Source organism: Pseudomonas pichavaramensis, assembly GCF_050473265.1.
Classification (GTDB): domain Bacteria; phylum Pseudomonadota; class Gammaproteobacteria; order Pseudomonadales; family Pseudomonadaceae; genus Aquipseudomonas.
The window spans coordinates 75,681-93,682 of record NZ_JBJKFJ010000012.1 but is presented as its reverse complement, the minus strand read 5'-3'; the positions used below and the strand labels follow the sequence as shown (position 1 = coordinate 93,682).

Here is an 18,002-nt window from a genome sequence, read left to right as displayed (position 1 = left end):
GGAGATTTACCATGTACGCAGTAATTGTTACTGGTGGCAAGCAATACAAAGTCACCGAAGGCGAATTCCTCAAGATCGAGAAACTCGAGCTCGCCACTGGCGACGCCGTGACTTTCGATCGCGTTCTGCTGGTCGGCAATGGCGACGACGTTAAAATCGGCGCCCCGGTCGTAGACGGTGCCAAAGTGGTTGCCGAAGTCGTTTCGCAAGGTCGTCACGACAAAGTGCGCATCATCAAGTTCCGCCGTCGTAAGCACCACATGAAGCGTCAGGGCCACCGCCAGTGGTTCACTGAGATCAAAATCACCGGTATCCAGGCCTGATTCGTCGGCCCGATCCCTTTATAGGAGTATTGACTCATGGCACACAAAAAAGCTGGCGGTTCTACCCGTAACGGCCGCGATTCCGAAAGTAAACGCCTTGGCGTGAAAATGTACGGTGGCCAGGTCATCAAGGCCGGCAACATCATCGTGCGTCAGCGCGGCACCCAGTTCCATGCCGGTTTCGGCGTGGGCATCGGCAAAGATCACACCCTCTTCGCTAAAGTCGAAGGCGTGGTCAAGTTCGAAGTGAAGGGCGCTTTCGGCCGTCGCTACGTGAGCGTTGTTCAGGCCTAATCGCCTGCACGCTGGAAAAGCCCTGTCCGTAGGACGGGGCTTTTTTGTTTGTGTATCTTTGGTGCGCTTGCCCAATCCGCTAGTTCTGGATGATTCGGCAAGCGTTCCCCCAGCCCGCCTGTGACGCGGGAGGCAGACTGATGAAATTCGTCGACGAAGTATCGATTTTTGTAAAAGCTGGTGACGGCGGTAACGGCATGATGAGCTTCCGCCGTGAGAAGTTCATCGAGAAGGGTGGCCCCAACGGCGGCGACGGTGGTGATGGCGGCTCGGTATTCCTCGAGGCCGACGAGAACCTCAATACCCTGATCGATTACCGCTACACGCGCAAATTCCACGCCCAGAATGGCGAGAAGGGTGGTAGCACCGACTGCACCGGCGCCAAGGGTGAAGACCTAATACTGCCGGTGCCGGTCGGTACCACAGTCATTGACGTGGCCACCCAGGAAGTCATCGGCGACTTGGTCAAGGCCGGTCAGCGTCTGATGGTCGCTCAGGGCGGCTGGCACGGTCTGGGCAATACGCGCTTCAAGTCCAGCACCAACCGTGCGCCGCGGCAGACCACGCCGGGCAAGCCGGGCGACTCGCGCGATCTCAAGCTGGAGCTGAAGGTCCTCGCGGACGTCGGCCTGCTGGGCCTGCCCAACGCCGGCAAGAGCACGTTCATTCGCGCCGTTTCCGCGGCCAAGCCGAAGGTTGCCGATTATCCCTTTACCACCCTGGTGCCGAACCTGGGCGTGGTCAGCGTCGACCGCTTCAAGAGCTTCGTGGTCGCCGACATTCCGGGGCTTATCGAAGGCGCCTCCGAAGGTGCTGGCCTGGGCATTCGCTTCCTCAAGCACCTGGCGCGTACTCGCCTGCTATTGCACCTGGTGGACATGGCGCCGCTGGACGAGAGTGATCCGGCCGAGGCCGCGCAGATCATCATCGATGAACTGGGCCGCTTCAGCCCGGCGCTGGCCGAGCGTGACCGCTGGCTGGTGCTGAACAAGATGGACCAGATTCCGGAGGACGAGCGCGAGGCGCGCAAGGCCGATATCGTTGCCCGTCTCAACTGGCAGGGCCCGGTTTATGTGGTGTCCGCCATCAGTCGCGACGGCACCGAGCGCATCAGTCGCGACATCATGCATTACCTGGAGGTGCGTGGTGAGCGCATCGCCGAGGATCCGGTTTTCGCCGAGGAGCTGGCCGAGCTGGATCAGCGCATCGAAGATGAGGCGCGTGCCCGTCTGCAGGCCCTGGACGACCAGCGTGCACTGCGCAAGTCGGGGGTGCGCAGCGTCGAGGATATCGACGAGGACGACGACTTCTTCGACGATGAAGATGACGACGGCCCGGAAATCATTTACGTCCGGGATTAAGCAAATTTTCCAACGCCGCTTAATTGCGGCGTTTTTGTAGGTGGGTTGGAACCCGCCGTGTCTGACTAAGGCAGGAAGATCATGCGTGACAAGGTGACCGGCGCCAAGCGCTGGGTGGTAAAGATCGGCAGTGCGTTGTTGACAGCCGACGGGCGCGGACTGGACCGTGCGGCCATGGCGGTTTGGGTCAAGCAGATGGTGGCGCTGCGTGAGCAGGGTGTGGAGCTGGTACTGGTGTCGTCCGGCGCGGTGGCCGCCGGCATGAGTCGCCTGGGCTGGACCGCGCGACCGAGTGCGATGCATGAACTGCAGGCCGCTGCCTCTATCGGTCAGATGGCCCTGGTGCAGGCCTGGGAGTCGAGCTTCGCCGAGCACAACCGGCGCACCGCGCAGATTCTGCTGACCCATGACGATCTGTCCGACCGCAAGCGCTACCTCAACGCCCGCAGCACCCTGCGCACGCTGGTTGGGCTCGACGTGGTGCCGGTGATCAACGAAAACGACACGGTGGTCACCGACGAGATCCGCTTCGGTGACAACGACACGCTGGCCGCGTTGGTGGCCAACCTGGTGGAAGCCGACCTGTTGGTGATCCTCACCGACCGCGACGGTATGTACAACGCCGACCCGCGGCACAACCCCGATGCCGAGCTGATTTCCGAGGCACGTGCCGATGACCCGGCGCTGGATGCCGTGGCCGGTGGCGTAGGCGGGGCGCTGGGGCGTGGTGGCATGCAGACCAAGCTGCGTGCGTCGCGCCTGGCTGCGCGCTCTGGTGCGCATACGGTGATCGTTGGCGGCGCCATCGAGCAGGTGCTGGCGCGTCTGCACGCCGGCGAGCGACTGGGTACCTTGCTGGCGCCTGAGCGCGGTTTGCTGGCAGCGCGCAAGCAGTGGCTGGCTGGGCATCTGCAAACGCGTGGCACCCTGGTGCTCGATGCCGGTGCGGTCAAGGCGCTCAAACAGGATCACAAGAGCCTGTTGCCTGTGGGGGTCAAGGCCGTACAGGGTAGTTTCCGCCGCGGTGAGATGGTGGTTTGCGTGGCGCCTGACGGGCGGGAGATTGCCCGTGGTCTGGTCAATTACAGTGCGCTGGAAGCGCAGAAGATCATTGGCCAGTCCACCGATGCCATCGAAAAGTTGCTGGGTTACGTCGATGAGCCCGAGTTGGTGCACCGGGATAACCTGATTCTGGTCTAGATAGGGAGCAAGGTATGCGTCTGTTCAAGGGCATTGCGCTGGGTGTCATGCTACTGCCGGGGCTGGTACTGGCCGAGACCATCGGCGAGGTATCCACGGTGTTCAAGTGGCTTGGGCCGAACGACAAGATCGTCGTCGAAGCCTTCGATGATCCCAAGGTCGAGGGTGTGACCTGCTACCTGTCGCGAGCCAAGACCGGCGGTGTGAAGGGCGGACTGGGTCTGGCCGAGGACCGTGCCGAGGCGTCTCTGGCCTGCCGTCAGGTCGGGCCTGTGTCGTTCAAGGGCAAGCTCAAGGACGGCGAGGAAGTGTTCAAGGAGCGTACGTCGCTGGTGTTCAAGACCATGCAGGTGGTGCGTTTCTTCGACGAGAAGCGCAACACGCTGGTGTATCTGGTCTACAGCGACCGGGTGATCGAGGGCAGCCCGCAGAATGCGGTGACAGCCATTCCGATTCTGCCTTGGGGCAAGCCGTAGGGTGCGCTGTGCGCACCGACATCCGATGCCTGGACTGGTGCACGGCGCACCCTGCATCTAAAAGAAAACCGCCCCGAGGGGCGGTTTTTTGTCGAGTGGATCAGGCGCTGGGCTGGTCCAGCTGCAGGCGCTGATTCGACTGCGCCTGCACTTCGCGGTAGCGCTCGGCGTCCTTGGCCAGAACGTCGGCCATGGCCGGGAAGATCTCGTCCAGCTTGCTGCGCCATTCTTCGCTCTTGGCCTGTTCGGGGAAGCAGCGGCGGATCAGGTCGAGCATGATCGACACGGTCACCGACGCACCCGGCGAGGCGCCGAGCAGGGCGGCGATAGTGCCGTCTGCAGCAGCCACCAGTTCGGTGCCGAACTGCAGGATGCCGCCGTTCTTGGCGTCCTTCTTGATAATCTGCACGCGCTGACCGGCCACTTCCACACGCCAGTCCTCGGCTTTGGCTTCCGGGTAGAAGCCGCGCAGGGTTTCCAGGCGCTGCGCCTCGGACTGCATCACTTCCTTGATCAGGTAGCGGGTCAGGTCCATGTTGTCGCGCGCCACCGCCAGCATCGGGCCGAGGTTGTTGGGGCGTACCGACAGTGGCAGGTCGAGGAACGAGCCATGCTTGAGGAACTTGGTGGTGAAGCCGGCGTAAGGGCCGAACAGCAGGGATTTCTTGCCATCCACCACGCGGGTGTCCAAGTGCGGCACGGACATCGGCGGCGAACCTACGGCAGCCTGGCTGTAGACCTTGGCCTGGTGCTGCTTGACGATTTCCGGGTTGTCGCAGCGCAGCCACTGGCCGCTGACCGGGAAGCCACCGAAGCCTTTGCCTTCCGGAATGCCGGACAGTTGCAGTAGCGGCAGCGCGCCGCCACCGGCGCCGAGGAAGACGAACTTGCTCTTGAGCTTGCGCGTGGCACCGGAGCGGGTGTCCTTGATGTCCACCAGCCAGCCTTCGCTGTCACGTGTGAGGTCGGTGACCTTCTGGTTGCAGGTGACCTTGGCGTTGGGCTGGGTGGTCAGGTAAGCGAGCATCTGCTCGGTGACCGCACCGAAGTTGACGTCGGTGCCGGCCTGCACGCGGGTCATTGCCAGCGGCTCGTTGCTGTCACGGCCGGGGATCAGCAGCGGCGCCCAATCGGCGATGGTGGCGCGATCCTCGGTGTACTCCATGTCGGCGAAGGCATGGTGCTGGCGCAGCGCCTCGAAGCGCTTCTTGAGGAAGGCCTTGCCGCTATCGCCGCGCACGAAGCTCATGTGTGGGACGGGGTTGATGAACGTCTTTGGCGAATCGATCGCGCCTTTTGCGATCAGGTAGGCCCAGAACTGCTTGGACTCTTCGAATTGGGCGTTGATGGTCACCGACTTCTTGATGTCGATGCTGCCGTCAGCGCCCTCCGGTGTGTAGTTCAGCTCGCACAGGGCGGCGTGGCCGGTCCCGGCGTTGTTCCAGGGATTGGAGCTTTCCACTGCACCGGATTCGCGCAGCTCTACCACTTCCAGCGTGATACCAGGGTTGAGTTCCTTGAGCAGTACGCCCAGGGTCGCGCTCATGATGCCGGCGCCAACCAGCACTACATCCACGCTTTGGTAATCGTTATGCGCCATTAACCTCTCTCCAAGAAAATCTGCACCAGATGGGTGGCCGTTCGGCCTTTCAGGGCAATGCCGACGGACTCAGGTGTGAGGCCGGGCCGTTCGGCGGGGAGGCTCAAGGCTGGGAATTGCGGACGCAAAGTTGTTCATCTGTTCGCCACACTCTTGTGAAGTTGTAAAAACCGTTTTTTCACGCTCTTTTGGAGCGGTGAACCTCAAAAGCTCGACTGCCTTGGCGCGCTTTTGCCCGCGCATGTCATGCATTGCATGGCTGCTATCGGTTCTGCATATGGGCTAAAGCGGCTGGCCGGATACGGCAGCTCGAAGTGGGCGACTCTCTGGGGCGGGGCGATGACATTGCATCGGCGAGGTCGTGCGGCCCGATCAGGAGACGTCCTTATAATCGGGGCGTGAGTATAACGGTGAAAGAGGGGAAATTGATCGCTCTTGCGTGACTTTTCTTCTTCCGCCGGTCAGGCCGCCAACGGGCGAGCGGCTGGTGCGTGCGTGACGACCGGTGTCATGCGGGCTCCGGCAGGCAGGGGAGCGCCCAGCCAGGATGCATTTGGCTCACTGACTTCCACCCAGCCAGGCTGAGCCGGATGCTCCTGCATCTGCCGCAGGGCACGGCAATGCCCCTGGGCATCGAGCAGGGCGAAATGGCGCATCGGACGAGAGCGGCTGAACAGGCGGCGCAATAGCATGACTGAGCTCCAGCGTTTAGGGCTGCAGTCTTTATGCCCTGAATGAGTGACAGGGTGATGACAGGAACCACGTCGCTGCCAGCGCAGTCCTACCACTGTTGGCGCCAGGCAGCGCTGGGTATACTGCCGGCCACTTTTACCTCACTCGGAGAGATGAGCATGCTGCACCGTGCGTTGATCGCCCTGCTTGCTGCCACCAGCCTGACTCTGGCTGGTTGCGCCCTCAGCCCTCAGCAACTCACCCCGCAACCCAAGCTGACCAGTTCGCTGACCCCGGTCGGGCAGGGACAGCCGGTGGTGGTGCGCGTGGTCGATGGTCGTTCGTCGCCTGTGTTGGGGACGCGTGGCGGCCTGTACCCGGAAACCAGTTCCATCAGCGTCAGTGGTGAGAACCTGCTGCCCAAACTTCAGGCCGAGGCCGAAGCGGCAGTGCGTCTGCTGGGGTTCACTCCTTCGGCCAATGCCTACAATGCGCCGCAGCTGACCATCACTCTGGCGGAGCTGAAGTACCAGTCGCCGAAAGAGGGCATGTACGTCACCGAGGCTGACATCTCTGCCTCCATTCGTGCCGATGTGCAGGGTGGCAGCCGCCGCTATACCGGCCGCTATGGTGCCTCGCTGAATCAGCGCTTCGGTACTGCGCCGAACCAGCAGACCAACAGCAAACTTGTTGGCGATGTGATCAGTGACGCGCTGACTCGCGCGTTCAAGGACCCGACCATCGGCCAGGTGTTGCTGCAGTAAAGCTGCTGCCGTAACGAACAACGCCCCGCATTGCGGGGCGTTTTCGTTTGTTCGGAGGCTCAGGCGGCCTGATCGTACAGCTCCGGCAGGCTCATGCCGGTGCGGTTGTCGATGTCCGGCAGGTCGTAATGCTCATGCCCGCCGAGGGCGCAGTACACCAGCCAGTGCTGGTCTTGGACGTTGAAGGAAAGTTCGTCGACCACGGCATCCACTTCATCCAGCGAGTCGATCAGGTAGTCGCGATCCAGCGGTTGGGGATTGAGCATGGCAAGTCCTCCTAGGACGTGGGGTAGTCTCCAAGAACAGTCGTGACTGTTTGGTCACCTTGAGAGATACAAACCCTAGGCCAGGCTTATGACAGTTTTCAGACGATTTCGGGATAGCGGCCTACGTTCGTCGGAAACGAACCTTATAAAAGTGGTCTTTCAGTACACTGCGCGACGTCTTTCGGTGGCTGAAATACTGCTGATTTCAGCCTGAAATCCCTATCCTGGTGCGCTTTCCCTATTGTTGCACCAAGCTGATCACGAGGTGTCAGATGTCGCTTCAGGTCGTGTGGTCGCTGTACCTGGCTCATCCCGCGGGAGCCGTGAATGCTCTGGCGTTGTTCTTCGCCCTGGCGGGCGCCTGGCTGTGCCTGGCCACTCGTGTGCGTGAGCAGCGCGGCCTGGCGCGGGTGTTCGCGCAGGGCGCGATGGATGAGGCGCTGTTGCTGGATGAGCGCACTCAGCGCATCAATCGCTTCTTCTATCGCTTTGGTGCGATCTGTCTGGGCTCGGCGTTGCTGCTGTCTTGGTTCAGCACTCGCCTGTAGGTGACGCGATAAACGAAAACGGCAGCCATCAGGCTGCCGTTTCTCATTGCGGTCCGCCTTAGAGTGGCAGGCCAGCCTTGACCCGATACTGATTTCGCACCGGGTTGGCGTATTGCAGGACAAGGAAGGGTTTTTCCGCTTCGCTGCAGGCGCCAAGGCGCTTGTTCCATTCGGCTTCGGCCTTGCTCAGATCTGCCTTGCTGAACAGCTCGCTGGCTGCCGGCACCTGCAGCTCTGGATCACGGCCTTCCCACATGGCGTAGGCCAGGTAGTGCACCGGGAACAGGCGGTACTGACCGAGGATCTGCCGATCCAGCGCCTGCGCCAGTTGTTTGGTGTCTTCCAGGCCAACTGCCGGCGGGCTGAAGTGCAGATGCACACGGCCTTTGTAACCGGTAATGCCGAGGGCGATGCTGGTGTCGTCTTCGCCGGCGGCCTTGGTGTAGCTGCCGGTGGCGGCGCGAATGCTCAGCTCGCGGGCCTTGGCCAGATCGCAGGGGTCGTATTCGTAGCTGATCGACACCGGGATCAGGTTGAGCGAGTCGATCACCTCGGCGAATGACTCGTCCTTGCGGCTCATGTGGAACATTTTGAGGATGGCCGAGTCGGTGCGGTCATCCCCATCCTTGGCGCGGCCCTCGGCCTGGGCGATCCAGATCGATTCGCCGTCTTCGCGGATCGAGTGGTTGATGTAGGCCGAGAGCAGCTGATAGGCCGCCAGCTTCTCGCGGCGACCGCTGATCGAGCGGTGTACGATGAAACTCTTGTTCAGGCGCATCAGGTCGCTGACGAACGGGCGCTGCAGCAGATTGTCGCCAATGGCGATGCGCGGCGTTTGCAGCTTGGCATGAAAAACGGCGTAGTTGACAAAGGCCGGATCCATGACGATGTCGCGGTGATTGGCCAGATACAGATAGGGCTTGCCCGATTGCAAGTGCTCGAGCCCGGAATAGCTGATGCCGTCGCTGGCATGCTCGATGGTGCGATCGATATAGGGTTCGATCTTCGCCTGCAACTTGCTTACCGAGTCGACATCGGCGAACTCGCTGCGCAGGCGCAGGGCAATCAGCGGCTTGAGCAGCCAGCCCAATGACCCTGCCAAGCGCGGAAAGCGAAAATGGGTGAGGGTGCCGAGAAACGCCGGGTCGGCGAGCAGGCGCGCCAGTACCGGGCGCACTTCTTCATCGGCATAAGGTCGGATGGCATCGAATACGCCCATCATGCTCTCTTGATCTAAAACGACTAAGGTTAAAAACGACAACCTGTCTGGCAGGGTCAGCAATAGACCGGCGATTGTACCGCGAAGTCACAAGGAGCCTACGATGCTTCAAACCGAGGCCTATCACTGCCCCTACTGCGGGGAGCCGGTCGAGGCCGTGCTTGACCTGTCGGCGGGGGACCAATCCTATATCGAGGATTGCCCGGTGTGTTGCCGGCCCATCGAGTTCGAGTTGCGCACCGACGGGGAAGAATGGCAGTTGGATGTGCGCGGGGAGAATGACTGATGCAGCGAATCTACGAGCCGGAAAACCTGCTGGAAGGGCAGTTGCTGGTGGATATGCTGGCCAGCGAGGGCATAGGCGCACATTTGCAGGGGCAGCATCTGGTGGGGGCTGTGGGGGAATTGCCCGCATGCGGCCTGTTGGCGCTGGTGGTGGGCGATGCGGACGCTGAGCAAGCACGTGTGCTGATCGCCGAGTACAATGCCGCACAACCTGTACCCGGTGATGCGCCGGAGTCGTTCCAGGGCGTATTGCTGTGTTGAATCGCCCCCTGCCTGTCGAGCTGTTTCATGTGTGGACGTTACGCCCTGTTTCGCTGGTCGCCTGCTTTCGCTGCGCTGCCTGGCTTTCCCGCTGATCAGCAGCCGCACTGGAATCTCGCGCCAAATAGTCAGGTGCTGCTGTTGCGTGCGGGTAGTGAAGGCAGGGAGTTGGCTGCAGCGCGCTGGGGGTTGACGCCGGCCTGGCTCAAGGATCTTTCCAAAACCCCGGCTCATGCACGTGCCGAAACACTGGCCGAGCAGCCGATGTTTCGTGAACCTTTTCGTCAGCGCCGTGGCCTGCTGCCGGCCAACGGCTTTTTCGAATGGCGTGGAGCTGCGCGGAAGCGCCCGTACTGGATGACCAATGGTGAGCCGCTGATGTATTTCGCCGCGCTCTACGAAATTTATCCCGTGGGCGGCCATGAGTACCTGAGCGTCGCCCTGGTGACCCAAGCTGCAGCTTCGCTTCGTCGCCCGCTGATTCTCGATGAGCCAGAGCAGGCGCTCTGGCTCGGCAGCGATACTCCTCCCGAGCAGTTGGCCGCCTTGCTGGGCAAACCTTCTGCTGCGCTACGTGAACGCCCTCTGGCGACGTTGGTCAACGATCCGAAGCTGGACGCTCCGGAGTGTCTGACACCGGCTTGAGATAAGGCGATTGGCAGGTGCGCGGCTTGCTCCCTGCCAACCCTCTCCATTCACACCTTGAACTGATTGATCAAACGCCGTTGCTGTTCGGCCAGTTTGGTCAGTTGGGCGCTGGCCTGGCTGGCTTCGTCGGCACCGCTGGCGACTTCGTTGGCGACCTGGCCGATATTGGTGACGTTGCGGTTGATATCCTCGGCCACTGCGCTCTGCTCTTCGGCTGCACTGGCGATCTGGGTGTTCATGTCATTGATCACCGAGACGGCCTGAGTAATGGACTCCAGAGAGCTGGCGGCCTGATTGGCGTGCTGCACGCTGTCATCGGTCTTGCTCTGGCTCTGCTCCATGACTTTGACCACTTCGCGGGTGCCTTGCTGCAGCTGCTGGATCATGCTCTGGATTTCTTCGGTGGCCTGCTGGGTTTTCTGCGCGAGGTTGCGAACCTCATCGGCGACCACGGCGAAACCGCGACCCTGCTCGCCAGCCCGAGCGGCCTCGATGGCGGCGTTGAGTGCCAGCAGGTTGGTCTGTTCGGCAATGCCGCGAATCGCTACCAGAATGGCATTGATGTTCTCGCTGTCCTTGGCCAGGTTCTGCACCACGCCCACGGCGCGGCCAATTTCGCTGGCCAGGGCGGCAATGGCTACCGAGGTTTCATGCACCACCTGCTTGCCTTCATTGGCTGCGCGATCTGCGTGATTGGCCGCTTCTGCGGCATGGGTGGCATTGCGCGCGACGTCCTGAGCGGTCGCGGTCATCTCATGCACCGCGGTGGCCACCAGTTCGATTTCTGCGAGCTGTTTCTGCACGCCCTGATTGGTGCGGATGGCGATATCGGCCGTGTGTTCGGAAGAGTCGCTGACCTGCTGTACCGAGGTCACCACGTTGGCGATCATCGCCTGCAGTTTGGCCAGGAAGGCGTTGAACCCCTGGGCGATTTGCCCGAGTTCGTCATTGCGATCCACCTGCAGGCGTGCGGTCAGGTCGCCATCTCCCTTGGCGATATCGTCGAGCATGCCGACCATCTGCCGCAGCGGGCGGGCGATACCATAACCGACGAACCAGATAACCAGCAGGCCGATGCCTGCAATGAGCAGGCCCACCAGCGTCATGCCGAGGGTGTCGCTGTCGCGCTGAGCGGTCAGGTCGTCCTGTAGTTGATAGAGGTCTGCCATGACGGCTTTAAGGGGCAGCACCACCATCAGCACCCAGCGTGCATCGCTCTGTCCGATAGCGAAGCTGAGAAACAGCTCGATATGGCTGTGCTCCGGATCTTCTGCGGCATCGATGGAGTAGATGGGGTGACCTGCCTGCAGTTTGCCTAGATTGTTTACTTCGTTGGCGTCGAGCAGCAGGGTGGCGGGTTCGCCGAGCTTATCCGGCGCTTTGGTGGAGGCGACCAGGCGTCCGTTGGCGGCAATCAGCGCCATGTCCCCGGCGCCGTCGTAGAGCTGCGAGTCGGCTTTGACCAGCAGGTCCTGAATGAAGTTGACCGCGAGGTCGGCCCCGGCGATGCCACGAAACTCGCCATTGACCAGAATCGGTGAAGTGAAAGACGCGAGCATGGTCATCTTGCCACCCACGTCATAGGGCGCCGGATCGATCACGCAGGGACGTTTGCGTTCCTTGGGGCAGAGGTAATACTCGCCTGCCCTTACTCCGGTGGGCAGGAGCTCTTCGCTTTCGGTCGAGCCAATCGAATCTATGCCCAGGCTGCCGTCGGCGTTGCGATACCACCAGGGCAGGAAACGGCCTGTACCGTCATAGCCATTTTCCTTGCTGCCGGCATAAAGGTCGTCGCTGGCATCGAAGGCGTTTGGCTCCCAGCCGATGTAGCTGCCCAGCAGCTTGGGGTTTTGCGCAGTGGTTTCATGCACCAGATTGGCCAGCTCTTCGCGGCTGATACTCAGCAGCGGGCTGCCATTGTCGTCTGTCATGCCGAGCATGGCGTTGATCCGCGCCAAATCCGCAGTGATCTGCAAGGGGGCTTCCAGTTCGCGCTGGATCGCACTGACCTGGGCCTGCGCCAGCGCGCCAAGGCGTTGCTCGATGACTTGCTCAAGCAACGTCTGGGTTCGTTGCTCCACGAGTGTCTGGGTGCGGTCGCTGGCAAAGAGGGCGTAGAGAACCAGCGCGGCAACGACTGCCAGCACGCTGGCACCTGCGAGAAACGCGACGGAAAACTGGATCGACTTGAACTTCATATGAGCTCCCGAACGCAACTTGCGCCTGTTACGGCTTATCGGCCGTAGTAGGGCAGAACCTTAGCGACGTGGCGCGAGATCGCGGCCAGCGATGCTTTCAGCAAAGATTGCGTTGGGCCATCACGCAAGTAGTGCGGTTGCCCGAGTGCTGGGGGCGGCCTAGCATAGGGCGTCCCATTCAAGGAGGTCGCTCGATGAGCAAGGTTTTTCAACTGAGTGGCCTGATGGCAGCACTGCTGCTGTCCGGTTGTCAGGCGGTCAATACCACCAGTGCTGGTGCGGTAGGTGTTGAGCGCAAGCAGTACATGTTCAGCATGCTGTCGGCTGATCAGGTCAACCAGATGTATGCGCAGTCTTATCAGCAAACGCTGAGTGAGGCGTCGAGCAAGGGCGCGCTGGACAAGAGCAGTGCCAATGCCAAGCGTCTGCAGACCGTCGCCGCTCGCCTGATTCCGCAAGCGCCGCGTTTTCGCCCGGATGCCGCCAACTGGCAGTGGGAAGTCAATCTGATCAAGAGTCCCGAGCTCAATGCCAACTGTGGCCCGGGCGGCAAGATCATTTTCTATACGGGCATCATCGAGCAGCTCAAGCTGAGCGATGATGAGATCGCGGCGATCATGGGGCACGAAATGGCGCACGCCCTGCGTGAACACAGCCGCGAGGCCATGTCCAAGGCCTATGGCATTGAAATGGCGAAACAGGGCGCCGGCGCGTTGTTGGGACTGGGTGAGAGCGGCCTGGCGTTGGCCGATACCGTCGTGCAGTACAGCCTGACATTGCCCAATAGTCGCGGTAACGAGAACGAGGCTGACCTGATCGGCCTGGAGCTGGCTGCGCGGGCCGGCTACAACCCGAATGCCGCTATCAGCTTGTGGCAAAAGATGGAGGCCGCTGGCGGCGGCGCGCCACCCGAGTTCATGAGCACGCACCCATCATCCAGCAGCCGCATCGCCTCTCTGCAGGCGGCGATTCCCAAGGTCATGCCGTTGTACGAGCAGGCTCGAGCGAGCCGCTGAGCGTGCTTTGAACGAGACGCGGCGTGGCTGGCGCGCCGCTGTCTTTTCAGGGAAGGGCCTTCTCGGCGAACGAGCGTGTGTTCAGGCCTAGTTGCGAGCGGAAGCTTTCCATGTCGAACATGGTGCAAATTTCCTGGATTTCGTTGCCTGGCGTCAGCGTCCAGAAGGCCATTGCCGAAATGCTCAGCACTTTGTCGCTGGGCTGATAGCCGAGTGCCGGCTTTTCAATGGTGCCGATCAGCGTACTCCAGGTCACCACTTTATGGCCTTCGGCGATGCATTCCTCTATGACGACCTGCAGATCCGGCATGGCCGCGCGAATGCTCTGCACCAACTGGACGAAGTTGCCGCTGTCGAGCGGGTGCCCGACGAACGAGCTCTTGTAGAGAAAGTCGCGGGCGTGCAGTTGCTCGGCCAAAGCCAGACGACCCCTGTTCCAGACCAGGTCGATGTGCTGACACACCACCTTCTTACGATCATCCAATGACATGTTGCTCTCCCTGCTACTGGCGCCTTGGCTGCTGCTTGTGTGACGTGGAACGCACTTTAACAGCAGGTCATGGGGGGAGGGGATTGGCCGAAATGCCAGTCTGTTGACGTCATTAATGCGTCAGATCAGGCCGCTGAGTTTCATGGCCTGGTAACCGGCATAGATGGCCAGTGCGGCAAAGGCACAAGCCGCCAGGCGGCGGATCAGTGTGAGAGGCAAGCGCTCGGCGGCGAAATTGCCTGCTAATACAACGGGTACGTTGGCCAGCAGCATACCCAGCGTCGTGCCGGCTACCACCAGGATGAAGTGCGGATACTGGGCGGCCAGCATCACGGTCGCGACCTGAGTCTTGTCACCCATCTCTGCGAGGAAGAACGCGATCAGGGTCGTGAGGAAGGGGCCGTATTTCTTCAGGCCGGATGCTTCATCGTCATCCAGTTTGTCCGGCACCAGCGTCCAGGCCGCCACTGCAACGAAACTGGCTGCCAGGATCCAGCTCAGGGTTGCGGGGGAGAAGAAGCTGGCTACCCAATTGCCCACTGCACCGGCCGCGAAATGGTTGGCCAGGGTGGCGACGATGATGCCCCAGATGATCGGCCAGGGTTTGCGAAAGCGTGCGGCCAGCAACAAGGCAAGCAGCTGCGTCTTGTCGCCGATTTCGGCAAGGGCAACGATGAAGGTGGGGACGAACAGGGATTCCAGCATCAGGGTTCCTAAAGGGGCGGGTAGACACGGCATATGACACGAACGACCTTCCCGCCCCGGGTGAGGTTGTGCGTGTCATAGGTCTTGTCAAACCGCAGGCCTATCTGGGTAGGCCTTGGGTCGCATGCGCCATGCTCTGCGGAGCAAGTGTGTTGACGCATGCCTGGCGAGCTGGGCGCTCGCGGGAGACTACTCCCCTAGGACGGGCGCAATTGTGCACAAGTGCCTAGGGCGAAGCAAGCCTGTTCAGCGTCGTGCGCTGTAGATACGGAAACCCTCGGCATCGGCCAGGGTGCGGCACGGACCGAGGTGGCGTTCGATCAGCGGTGGGTACTTGAGAAAGCTGTTGGCTACCAGGCGTAATTCGCCACTCTTGGTAAGGTGGCGGCCAGCCTGGGCCAGCAGATTCTCGCTGGCTTGATAGTCGGTGTGCACGCCTTGGTGGAAAGGTGGGTTGCTGACGATGGCACTCAGCTCGTCAGGCGCGGATTCGATACCGCTGCCTGCGATCACCTCGGCTTCCAGGCCATTGCGTGCCAGGGTCAGGCGGCTGCTGGCCAGCGCGAAGGCGTCGACATCGAGCAGGGTTACCCGGCTGGACGGATAGCGGCGCTTGAGCGCTGCGCCGAGCACGCCGGCACCGCAGCCGAAGTCCAGCAGATGACCTGTGGGCAGATCCTGCAGGTGTTCCAGCAGCAGGGCACTGCCACGGTCGAGGCGACCGTGGGCGAAGACACCTGGCAGGGTGACGATCTCCAGCGGGCCATCGGCCAGTGGCAGGGAGTAGCTCTGCGCCAGCGCCTGCAGGTCCGGTTGCGCCGGCGCCTGTTCAATGGTCACGCACCACAACTGGCAGTGGCGTGCGCTGTCGAGCTTGCGCGGCTTGCCGTAGAGGGCGAGCTGCTTGGCGGCGCGTTCGATGCCGCCGCGCTTTTCGCCGACCAGGTACAGCGGTTTGCCCGCCAGGCGTGCGGCCAGAGCTTGCAGCAGGTAGTCCGCCAGTTCCCGCGACTTGGGCAGGAACAGCACTGCCGTGCAGTAGTCGCCTGCCGGCATCAGCGTGTCGAAGTGGCTACGGCCCGGGAAGCGCGCCGCCAGAGACGCCAGGTCGCCGGCATGCCAGCTCCAGCCGCTGGCCTGCGGCAAGCCGCCGAGCAGGTCGTCGGCTGGCAGGCCGGCCAGCAACACGTTGCCATCGAACAGCTCGGCCTGACGTAGGAGAACTTCGCTTCGCGGATCCATGGTGGTACCTGCCTGAAAAAGCTGCGCAGCTTACCCGACGACTCGCAGCGGCGCACCGGCGAAGAAGCCGGCGGCATTCTCCACGACCTGGCCGACGATGCGCTGGCGTGCCTCCTGGCTGCCCCAAGCGCTATGTGGAGTGATGATCAGGCGTGGAATATCCGCGGCCAGCAGCGGATTGCCGTCCTTCGGCGGTTCCTGCAGCAGCACGTCGGTGGCCGCGCCGCCCAGGTGGCCACTGCGCAAGGTGTCGGCCAGAGCCTGTTCGTCGACCAGGCCGCCGCGAGCGGTGTTGATCAGGTAGGCACGCGGCTTCATCAGCGCCAGTTCAGCGGCACCGATCAGGTTGCGCGTTTGCTCGTTGAGCGGGCAGTGCAGGGTCAGTGCATCGACCTGCGGCAGCAGCTCATGCAGCGGCAGGCGGTCGGCTCGAGGTGGGCGGCCTGGCAACTGACCGAGTAGCACTCGCATGCCGAAGGCTTCGGCCAGGCGGGCGACTGCACCGCCCAGTTCGCCATGGCCGAGCATGCCCAAGGTCTTGCCTTCGAGTTCGACGATCGGGTAGTCCAGCAGGCAGAACTGGCTGGCTTGCTGCCAGCGGCCGGCGGCGATGTCGCGTTGGTAATCCGGCAGGCGCGTGGCCAGAGCCAGCAGCAGCATGAGGGTGTGTTGCGCTACGGATGGAGTGCCGTAGCCCTGGCAGTTGCAAACGGTCACGCCGTGCTCGCGGGCTGCTTGCAAATCGATATTGTTGGTACCGGTTGCCGTTACCAGTACCAGCTTCAGCTCCGGGCACGCGGCGAAAGTGGCAGCGTTCAGCGGCACCTTGTTGCTGATGGCAACCTGTGCGCCTCGCAAGCGTTCGGCGACCTGGTCCGGCTGCGTGTGGGCGTGCAGGGTCAGCTCGGCGAAGACCTGCTGCATGGGCTGCATGTCGAGGTCGCCAAGGTCGAGGGAGGCGTGGTCGAGGAAGACGGCGCGTGGGCTGTTGCTCATCAGCTGTACCTTTTCGCAGGAGGGTCGCAAGAGTAGATTGGCGAGCCTAACAGACCTATATGGACTCACCCCACAAGTAGTGAGCAATAGCTTTTCGATCCTGTCGTCAGCGCGGTTGCATTCGTATATCCGGCCTGTTGTGGGCGCTACCGCCCTGGCCATTCTGTAGTTCGCGCAGCGGGGGCCAAGCGTTCAATCGATCACCAGGATCAGCATTGTTATCGGCCTTGTTCCGCTGCAGGACTCGCCTGTTCCGACAGTTTCGCTCTTCACCACAACCACGAGAAATGTTGCCTGATGACGCCCGCCGTCAGGCGGGCATTGTGCTCTGCCAGTTACCGCTGAAGCGTCGCTGGTGACACCACACCGCCCAGCAGATCCGTACCAGCTTGTTAGCCAGCGCCACGGCTGCCTTGTTGTGGCCGATCCGCGCCGCCGTCTCGATAGCCCAGCGCTGTAGCTGCGTCAGTTTCTCCGGTGTGCGTGCGTGGCAACGCTGAGCTGCCAGTAAGGCGGCACGTGAGCCGTGGATAAAAAGGGTGCGCACGTAGACATTGCCTTGCCGGCTGATATGCCCCAGTTTGCGGCGGTCGCCGCTACTGAATTCGCGCGGAGTCATACCCAGCCAGGCGCTGAGCTGACGGCCATTGGCAAAACGCTCGGGTTTACCGACAGCAGCCTTTAGCGCGCTGGCTGTGAGTACGCCGATGCCGCTGACTTCATCCAGCGCCCGCACGACCTCATCGTCAGCGTGCCAGCGCTGCAGCTGTTGCTCGCATTCGGCCATGCACTGCTCATGCAGGTTGATCTCGGCCAGGACGATCTGTAATTGATGGCGAAGCGCCGCCAGTTCAGGGCGCTCGATCAGCTCATGCGCCGCACGCAAAAACTCACGGGTACGAGCCGGCGCTTCAACTCCGGCTTCACGCAAGATGCCTCGCAACAAGTTGATGCGCTGGGTGCGGGCTTTCTTCCAGGTTTCTCGCAGACCGTGTAGCTGTTGCACGTGCTGCTGCTCCTGCGTTTTCACCGGCACTGGGTGGATATCGCGGCAGCGAGCCGCTTCGAGCATGGCATCGCAGTCGTTACGATCTGTCTTGTTGCGCCGGCGATAGGGCCGCACATAACGCGGATGAATCAGCATCACCCGATGCCCCTGCGCCTGCATCGTGCGCCCCCAATAGTGCGCTGTGCCACAGGCTTCCATCACCCATTCGACGGGCTCGCTCTGCTCCTGTATATAACGAGCAAACGCCTCTCGGTTCAGCCGCCTACGCTGCACCACCTGGCCGGAATGGACACTCTCGGCAACTTGGTAAACGGATTTGGCCAGATCAACAGCGATGCGCTTCATAACCGCTCTCCCGTTCGGCAAATGTCGTGACTACGGTATAGAACCGTGGTGTGGGGAGAGTCCATTACAGCATTCATCGTCGAT

21 protein-coding genes and 1 riboswitch are annotated in these 18,002 nt (G+C 61.7%); of the genes, 11 read left to right on the top strand and 10 right to left on the bottom strand.

From position 1 onward, the window contains the following. Positions 1 to 11: 11 nt before the first annotated feature. The 5 genes from rplU to ACJRW5_RS19025 all read left to right on the top strand — a co-directional run bounded on the left by rplU (position 12) and on the right by ACJRW5_RS19025 (position 3,654). Complete coding sequence (gene rplU / locus ACJRW5_RS19045) at positions 12 to 323, top strand: 50S ribosomal protein L21 (RefSeq protein ID WP_484572145.1); 312 nt, start codon at positions 12 to 14, stop codon at positions 321 to 323. Between the two features lie 36 nt (positions 324 to 359). Further along, on the top strand, positions 360 to 617 hold the full coding sequence (gene rpmA, locus ACJRW5_RS19040; protein ID WP_484572058.1) for a 50S ribosomal protein L27: 258 nt from the start codon (positions 360 to 362) through the stop codon (positions 615 to 617). Positions 618 to 757: 140 nt separating this feature from the next. After that, positions 758 to 1,978, top strand: coding sequence for an Obg family GTPase CgtA (cgtA, locus tag ACJRW5_RS19035; protein ID WP_484572057.1), 1,221 nt, complete (start codon positions 758 to 760; stop codon positions 1,976 to 1,978). An 81-nt stretch (positions 1,979 to 2,059) separates the two neighbouring features. Then, a complete protein-coding gene (proB, locus tag ACJRW5_RS19030; RefSeq protein WP_484572056.1) occupies positions 2,060 to 3,178 on the top strand; it encodes a glutamate 5-kinase in 1,119 nt (372 codons plus the stop codon). 14 nt (positions 3,179 to 3,192) lie between these two features. Next, a complete protein-coding gene (locus ACJRW5_RS19025; RefSeq protein WP_484572055.1) occupies positions 3,193 to 3,654 on the top strand; it encodes a CreA family protein in 462 nt (153 codons plus the stop codon). A gap of 100 nt (positions 3,655 to 3,754) precedes the next feature. On the opposite strand, the gene mqo is transcribed toward ACJRW5_RS19025, so the two are convergent. Then, the gene (gene mqo / locus ACJRW5_RS19020; protein WP_484572054.1) at positions 3,755 to 5,254 is read right to left on the bottom strand and encodes a malate dehydrogenase (quinone); all 1,500 of its coding nucleotides are present in this window, start codon (positions 5,252 to 5,254) and stop codon (positions 3,755 to 3,757) included. Positions 5,255 to 5,715: 461 nt separating this feature from the next. After that, positions 5,716 to 5,946: a hypothetical protein gene (locus ACJRW5_RS19015; RefSeq protein WP_484572053.1), complete on the bottom strand. Its 231-nt coding sequence runs from the start codon at positions 5,944 to 5,946 to the stop codon at positions 5,716 to 5,718. A gap of 159 nt (positions 5,947 to 6,105) precedes the next feature. Here ACJRW5_RS19015 and ACJRW5_RS19010 point away from each other — a divergent pair, with 159 nt between their 5' ends. Then, entirely contained in the window at positions 6,106 to 6,690 is a 585-nt protein-coding gene (locus ACJRW5_RS19010) for a YajG family lipoprotein (protein WP_484572052.1), read from the top strand. Between the two features lie 59 nt (positions 6,691 to 6,749). Here ACJRW5_RS19010 and ACJRW5_RS19005 read toward each other — a convergent pair whose 3' ends face one another. Next, positions 6,750 to 6,956, bottom strand: coding sequence for a hypothetical protein (locus ACJRW5_RS19005; RefSeq protein ID WP_037050948.1), 207 nt, complete (start codon positions 6,954 to 6,956; stop codon positions 6,750 to 6,752). A gap of 272 nt (positions 6,957 to 7,228) precedes the next feature. On the opposite strand from ACJRW5_RS19005, the gene ACJRW5_RS19000 reads away from it, so the two are divergent. Continuing rightward, on the top strand, positions 7,229 to 7,504 hold the full coding sequence (locus ACJRW5_RS19000) for a hypothetical protein (RefSeq protein WP_484572051.1): 276 nt from the start codon (positions 7,229 to 7,231) through the stop codon (positions 7,502 to 7,504). A 58-nt stretch (positions 7,505 to 7,562) separates the two neighbouring features. Here ACJRW5_RS19000 and ACJRW5_RS18995 read toward each other — a convergent pair whose 3' ends face one another. After that, positions 7,563 to 8,723, bottom strand: a complete 1,161-nt coding sequence (locus ACJRW5_RS18995; protein WP_484572050.1) for a 1-acyl-sn-glycerol-3-phosphate acyltransferase — start codon at positions 8,721 to 8,723, stop codon at positions 7,563 to 7,565. 103 nt (positions 8,724 to 8,826) lie between these two features. Here ACJRW5_RS18995 and ACJRW5_RS18990 point away from each other — a divergent pair, with 103 nt between their 5' ends. Genes ACJRW5_RS18990 through ACJRW5_RS18980 form a run of 3 tightly spaced genes read left to right on the top strand, consistent with a single transcriptional unit; the run spans position 8,827 to position 9,914 of the window. Continuing rightward, positions 8,827 to 9,009, top strand: a complete 183-nt coding sequence (locus ACJRW5_RS18990) for a CPXCG motif-containing cysteine-rich protein (protein WP_484572049.1) — start codon at positions 8,827 to 8,829, stop codon at positions 9,007 to 9,009. Further along, the gene (locus ACJRW5_RS18985) at positions 9,009 to 9,269 is read left to right on the top strand and encodes a putative signal transducing protein (RefSeq protein ID WP_484572048.1); all 261 of its coding nucleotides are present in this window, start codon (positions 9,009 to 9,011) and stop codon (positions 9,267 to 9,269) included. The genes ACJRW5_RS18990 and ACJRW5_RS18985 overlap by 1 nt, the downstream gene beginning before the upstream one ends. A 27-nt stretch (positions 9,270 to 9,296) precedes the next feature. Further along, positions 9,297 to 9,914, top strand: a complete 618-nt coding sequence (locus ACJRW5_RS18980; RefSeq protein WP_484572047.1) for an SOS response-associated peptidase — start codon at positions 9,297 to 9,299, stop codon at positions 9,912 to 9,914. A 50-nt stretch (positions 9,915 to 9,964) separates the two neighbouring features. Here ACJRW5_RS18980 and ACJRW5_RS18975 read toward each other — a convergent pair whose 3' ends face one another. Further along, a complete protein-coding gene (locus ACJRW5_RS18975) occupies positions 9,965 to 12,115 on the bottom strand; it encodes a methyl-accepting chemotaxis protein (RefSeq protein WP_484572046.1) in 2,151 nt (716 codons plus the stop codon). A gap of 194 nt (positions 12,116 to 12,309) precedes the next feature. Between ACJRW5_RS18975 and ACJRW5_RS18970 the strand changes: the two genes are divergently transcribed. Beyond that, a complete protein-coding gene (locus tag ACJRW5_RS18970) occupies positions 12,310 to 13,131 on the top strand; it encodes a M48 family metallopeptidase (protein ID WP_484572045.1) in 822 nt (273 codons plus the stop codon). A gap of 46 nt (positions 13,132 to 13,177) precedes the next feature. On the opposite strand, the gene ACJRW5_RS18965 is transcribed toward ACJRW5_RS18970, so the two are convergent. From ACJRW5_RS18965 to ACJRW5_RS18945, 5 genes are all read right to left on the bottom strand, one after another. Beyond that, a complete protein-coding gene (locus tag ACJRW5_RS18965) occupies positions 13,178 to 13,621 on the bottom strand; it encodes an ester cyclase (protein WP_484572044.1) in 444 nt (147 codons plus the stop codon). 120 nt (positions 13,622 to 13,741) lie between these two features. Further along, positions 13,742 to 14,323 carry a TMEM165/GDT1 family protein gene (locus tag ACJRW5_RS18960; RefSeq protein ID WP_484572144.1) on the bottom strand — a complete coding sequence of 194 codons (582 nt, stop codon included), beginning with the start codon at positions 14,321 to 14,323 and terminating at the stop codon, positions 13,742 to 13,744. 25 nt (positions 14,324 to 14,348) lie between these two features. Then, a riboswitch (yybP-ykoY riboswitch) is annotated at positions 14,349 to 14,536 on the bottom strand. A 36-nt stretch (positions 14,537 to 14,572) separates the two neighbouring features. Further along, positions 14,573 to 15,568 (bottom strand): methyltransferase, encoded by a 996-nt coding sequence (locus tag ACJRW5_RS18955; protein WP_484572043.1) that lies wholly within the window; start codon positions 15,566 to 15,568, stop codon positions 14,573 to 14,575. A gap of 30 nt (positions 15,569 to 15,598) precedes the next feature. Then, on the bottom strand, positions 15,599 to 16,564 hold the full coding sequence (locus tag ACJRW5_RS18950) for a 2-hydroxyacid dehydrogenase (RefSeq protein ID WP_484572042.1): 966 nt from the start codon (positions 16,562 to 16,564) through the stop codon (positions 15,599 to 15,601). A gap of 310 nt (positions 16,565 to 16,874) precedes the next feature. Continuing rightward, entirely contained in the window at positions 16,875 to 17,918 is a 1,044-nt protein-coding gene (locus ACJRW5_RS18945) for an IS110 family RNA-guided transposase (RefSeq protein ID WP_484572041.1), read from the bottom strand. Positions 17,919 to 18,002 lie beyond the last annotated feature (84 nt).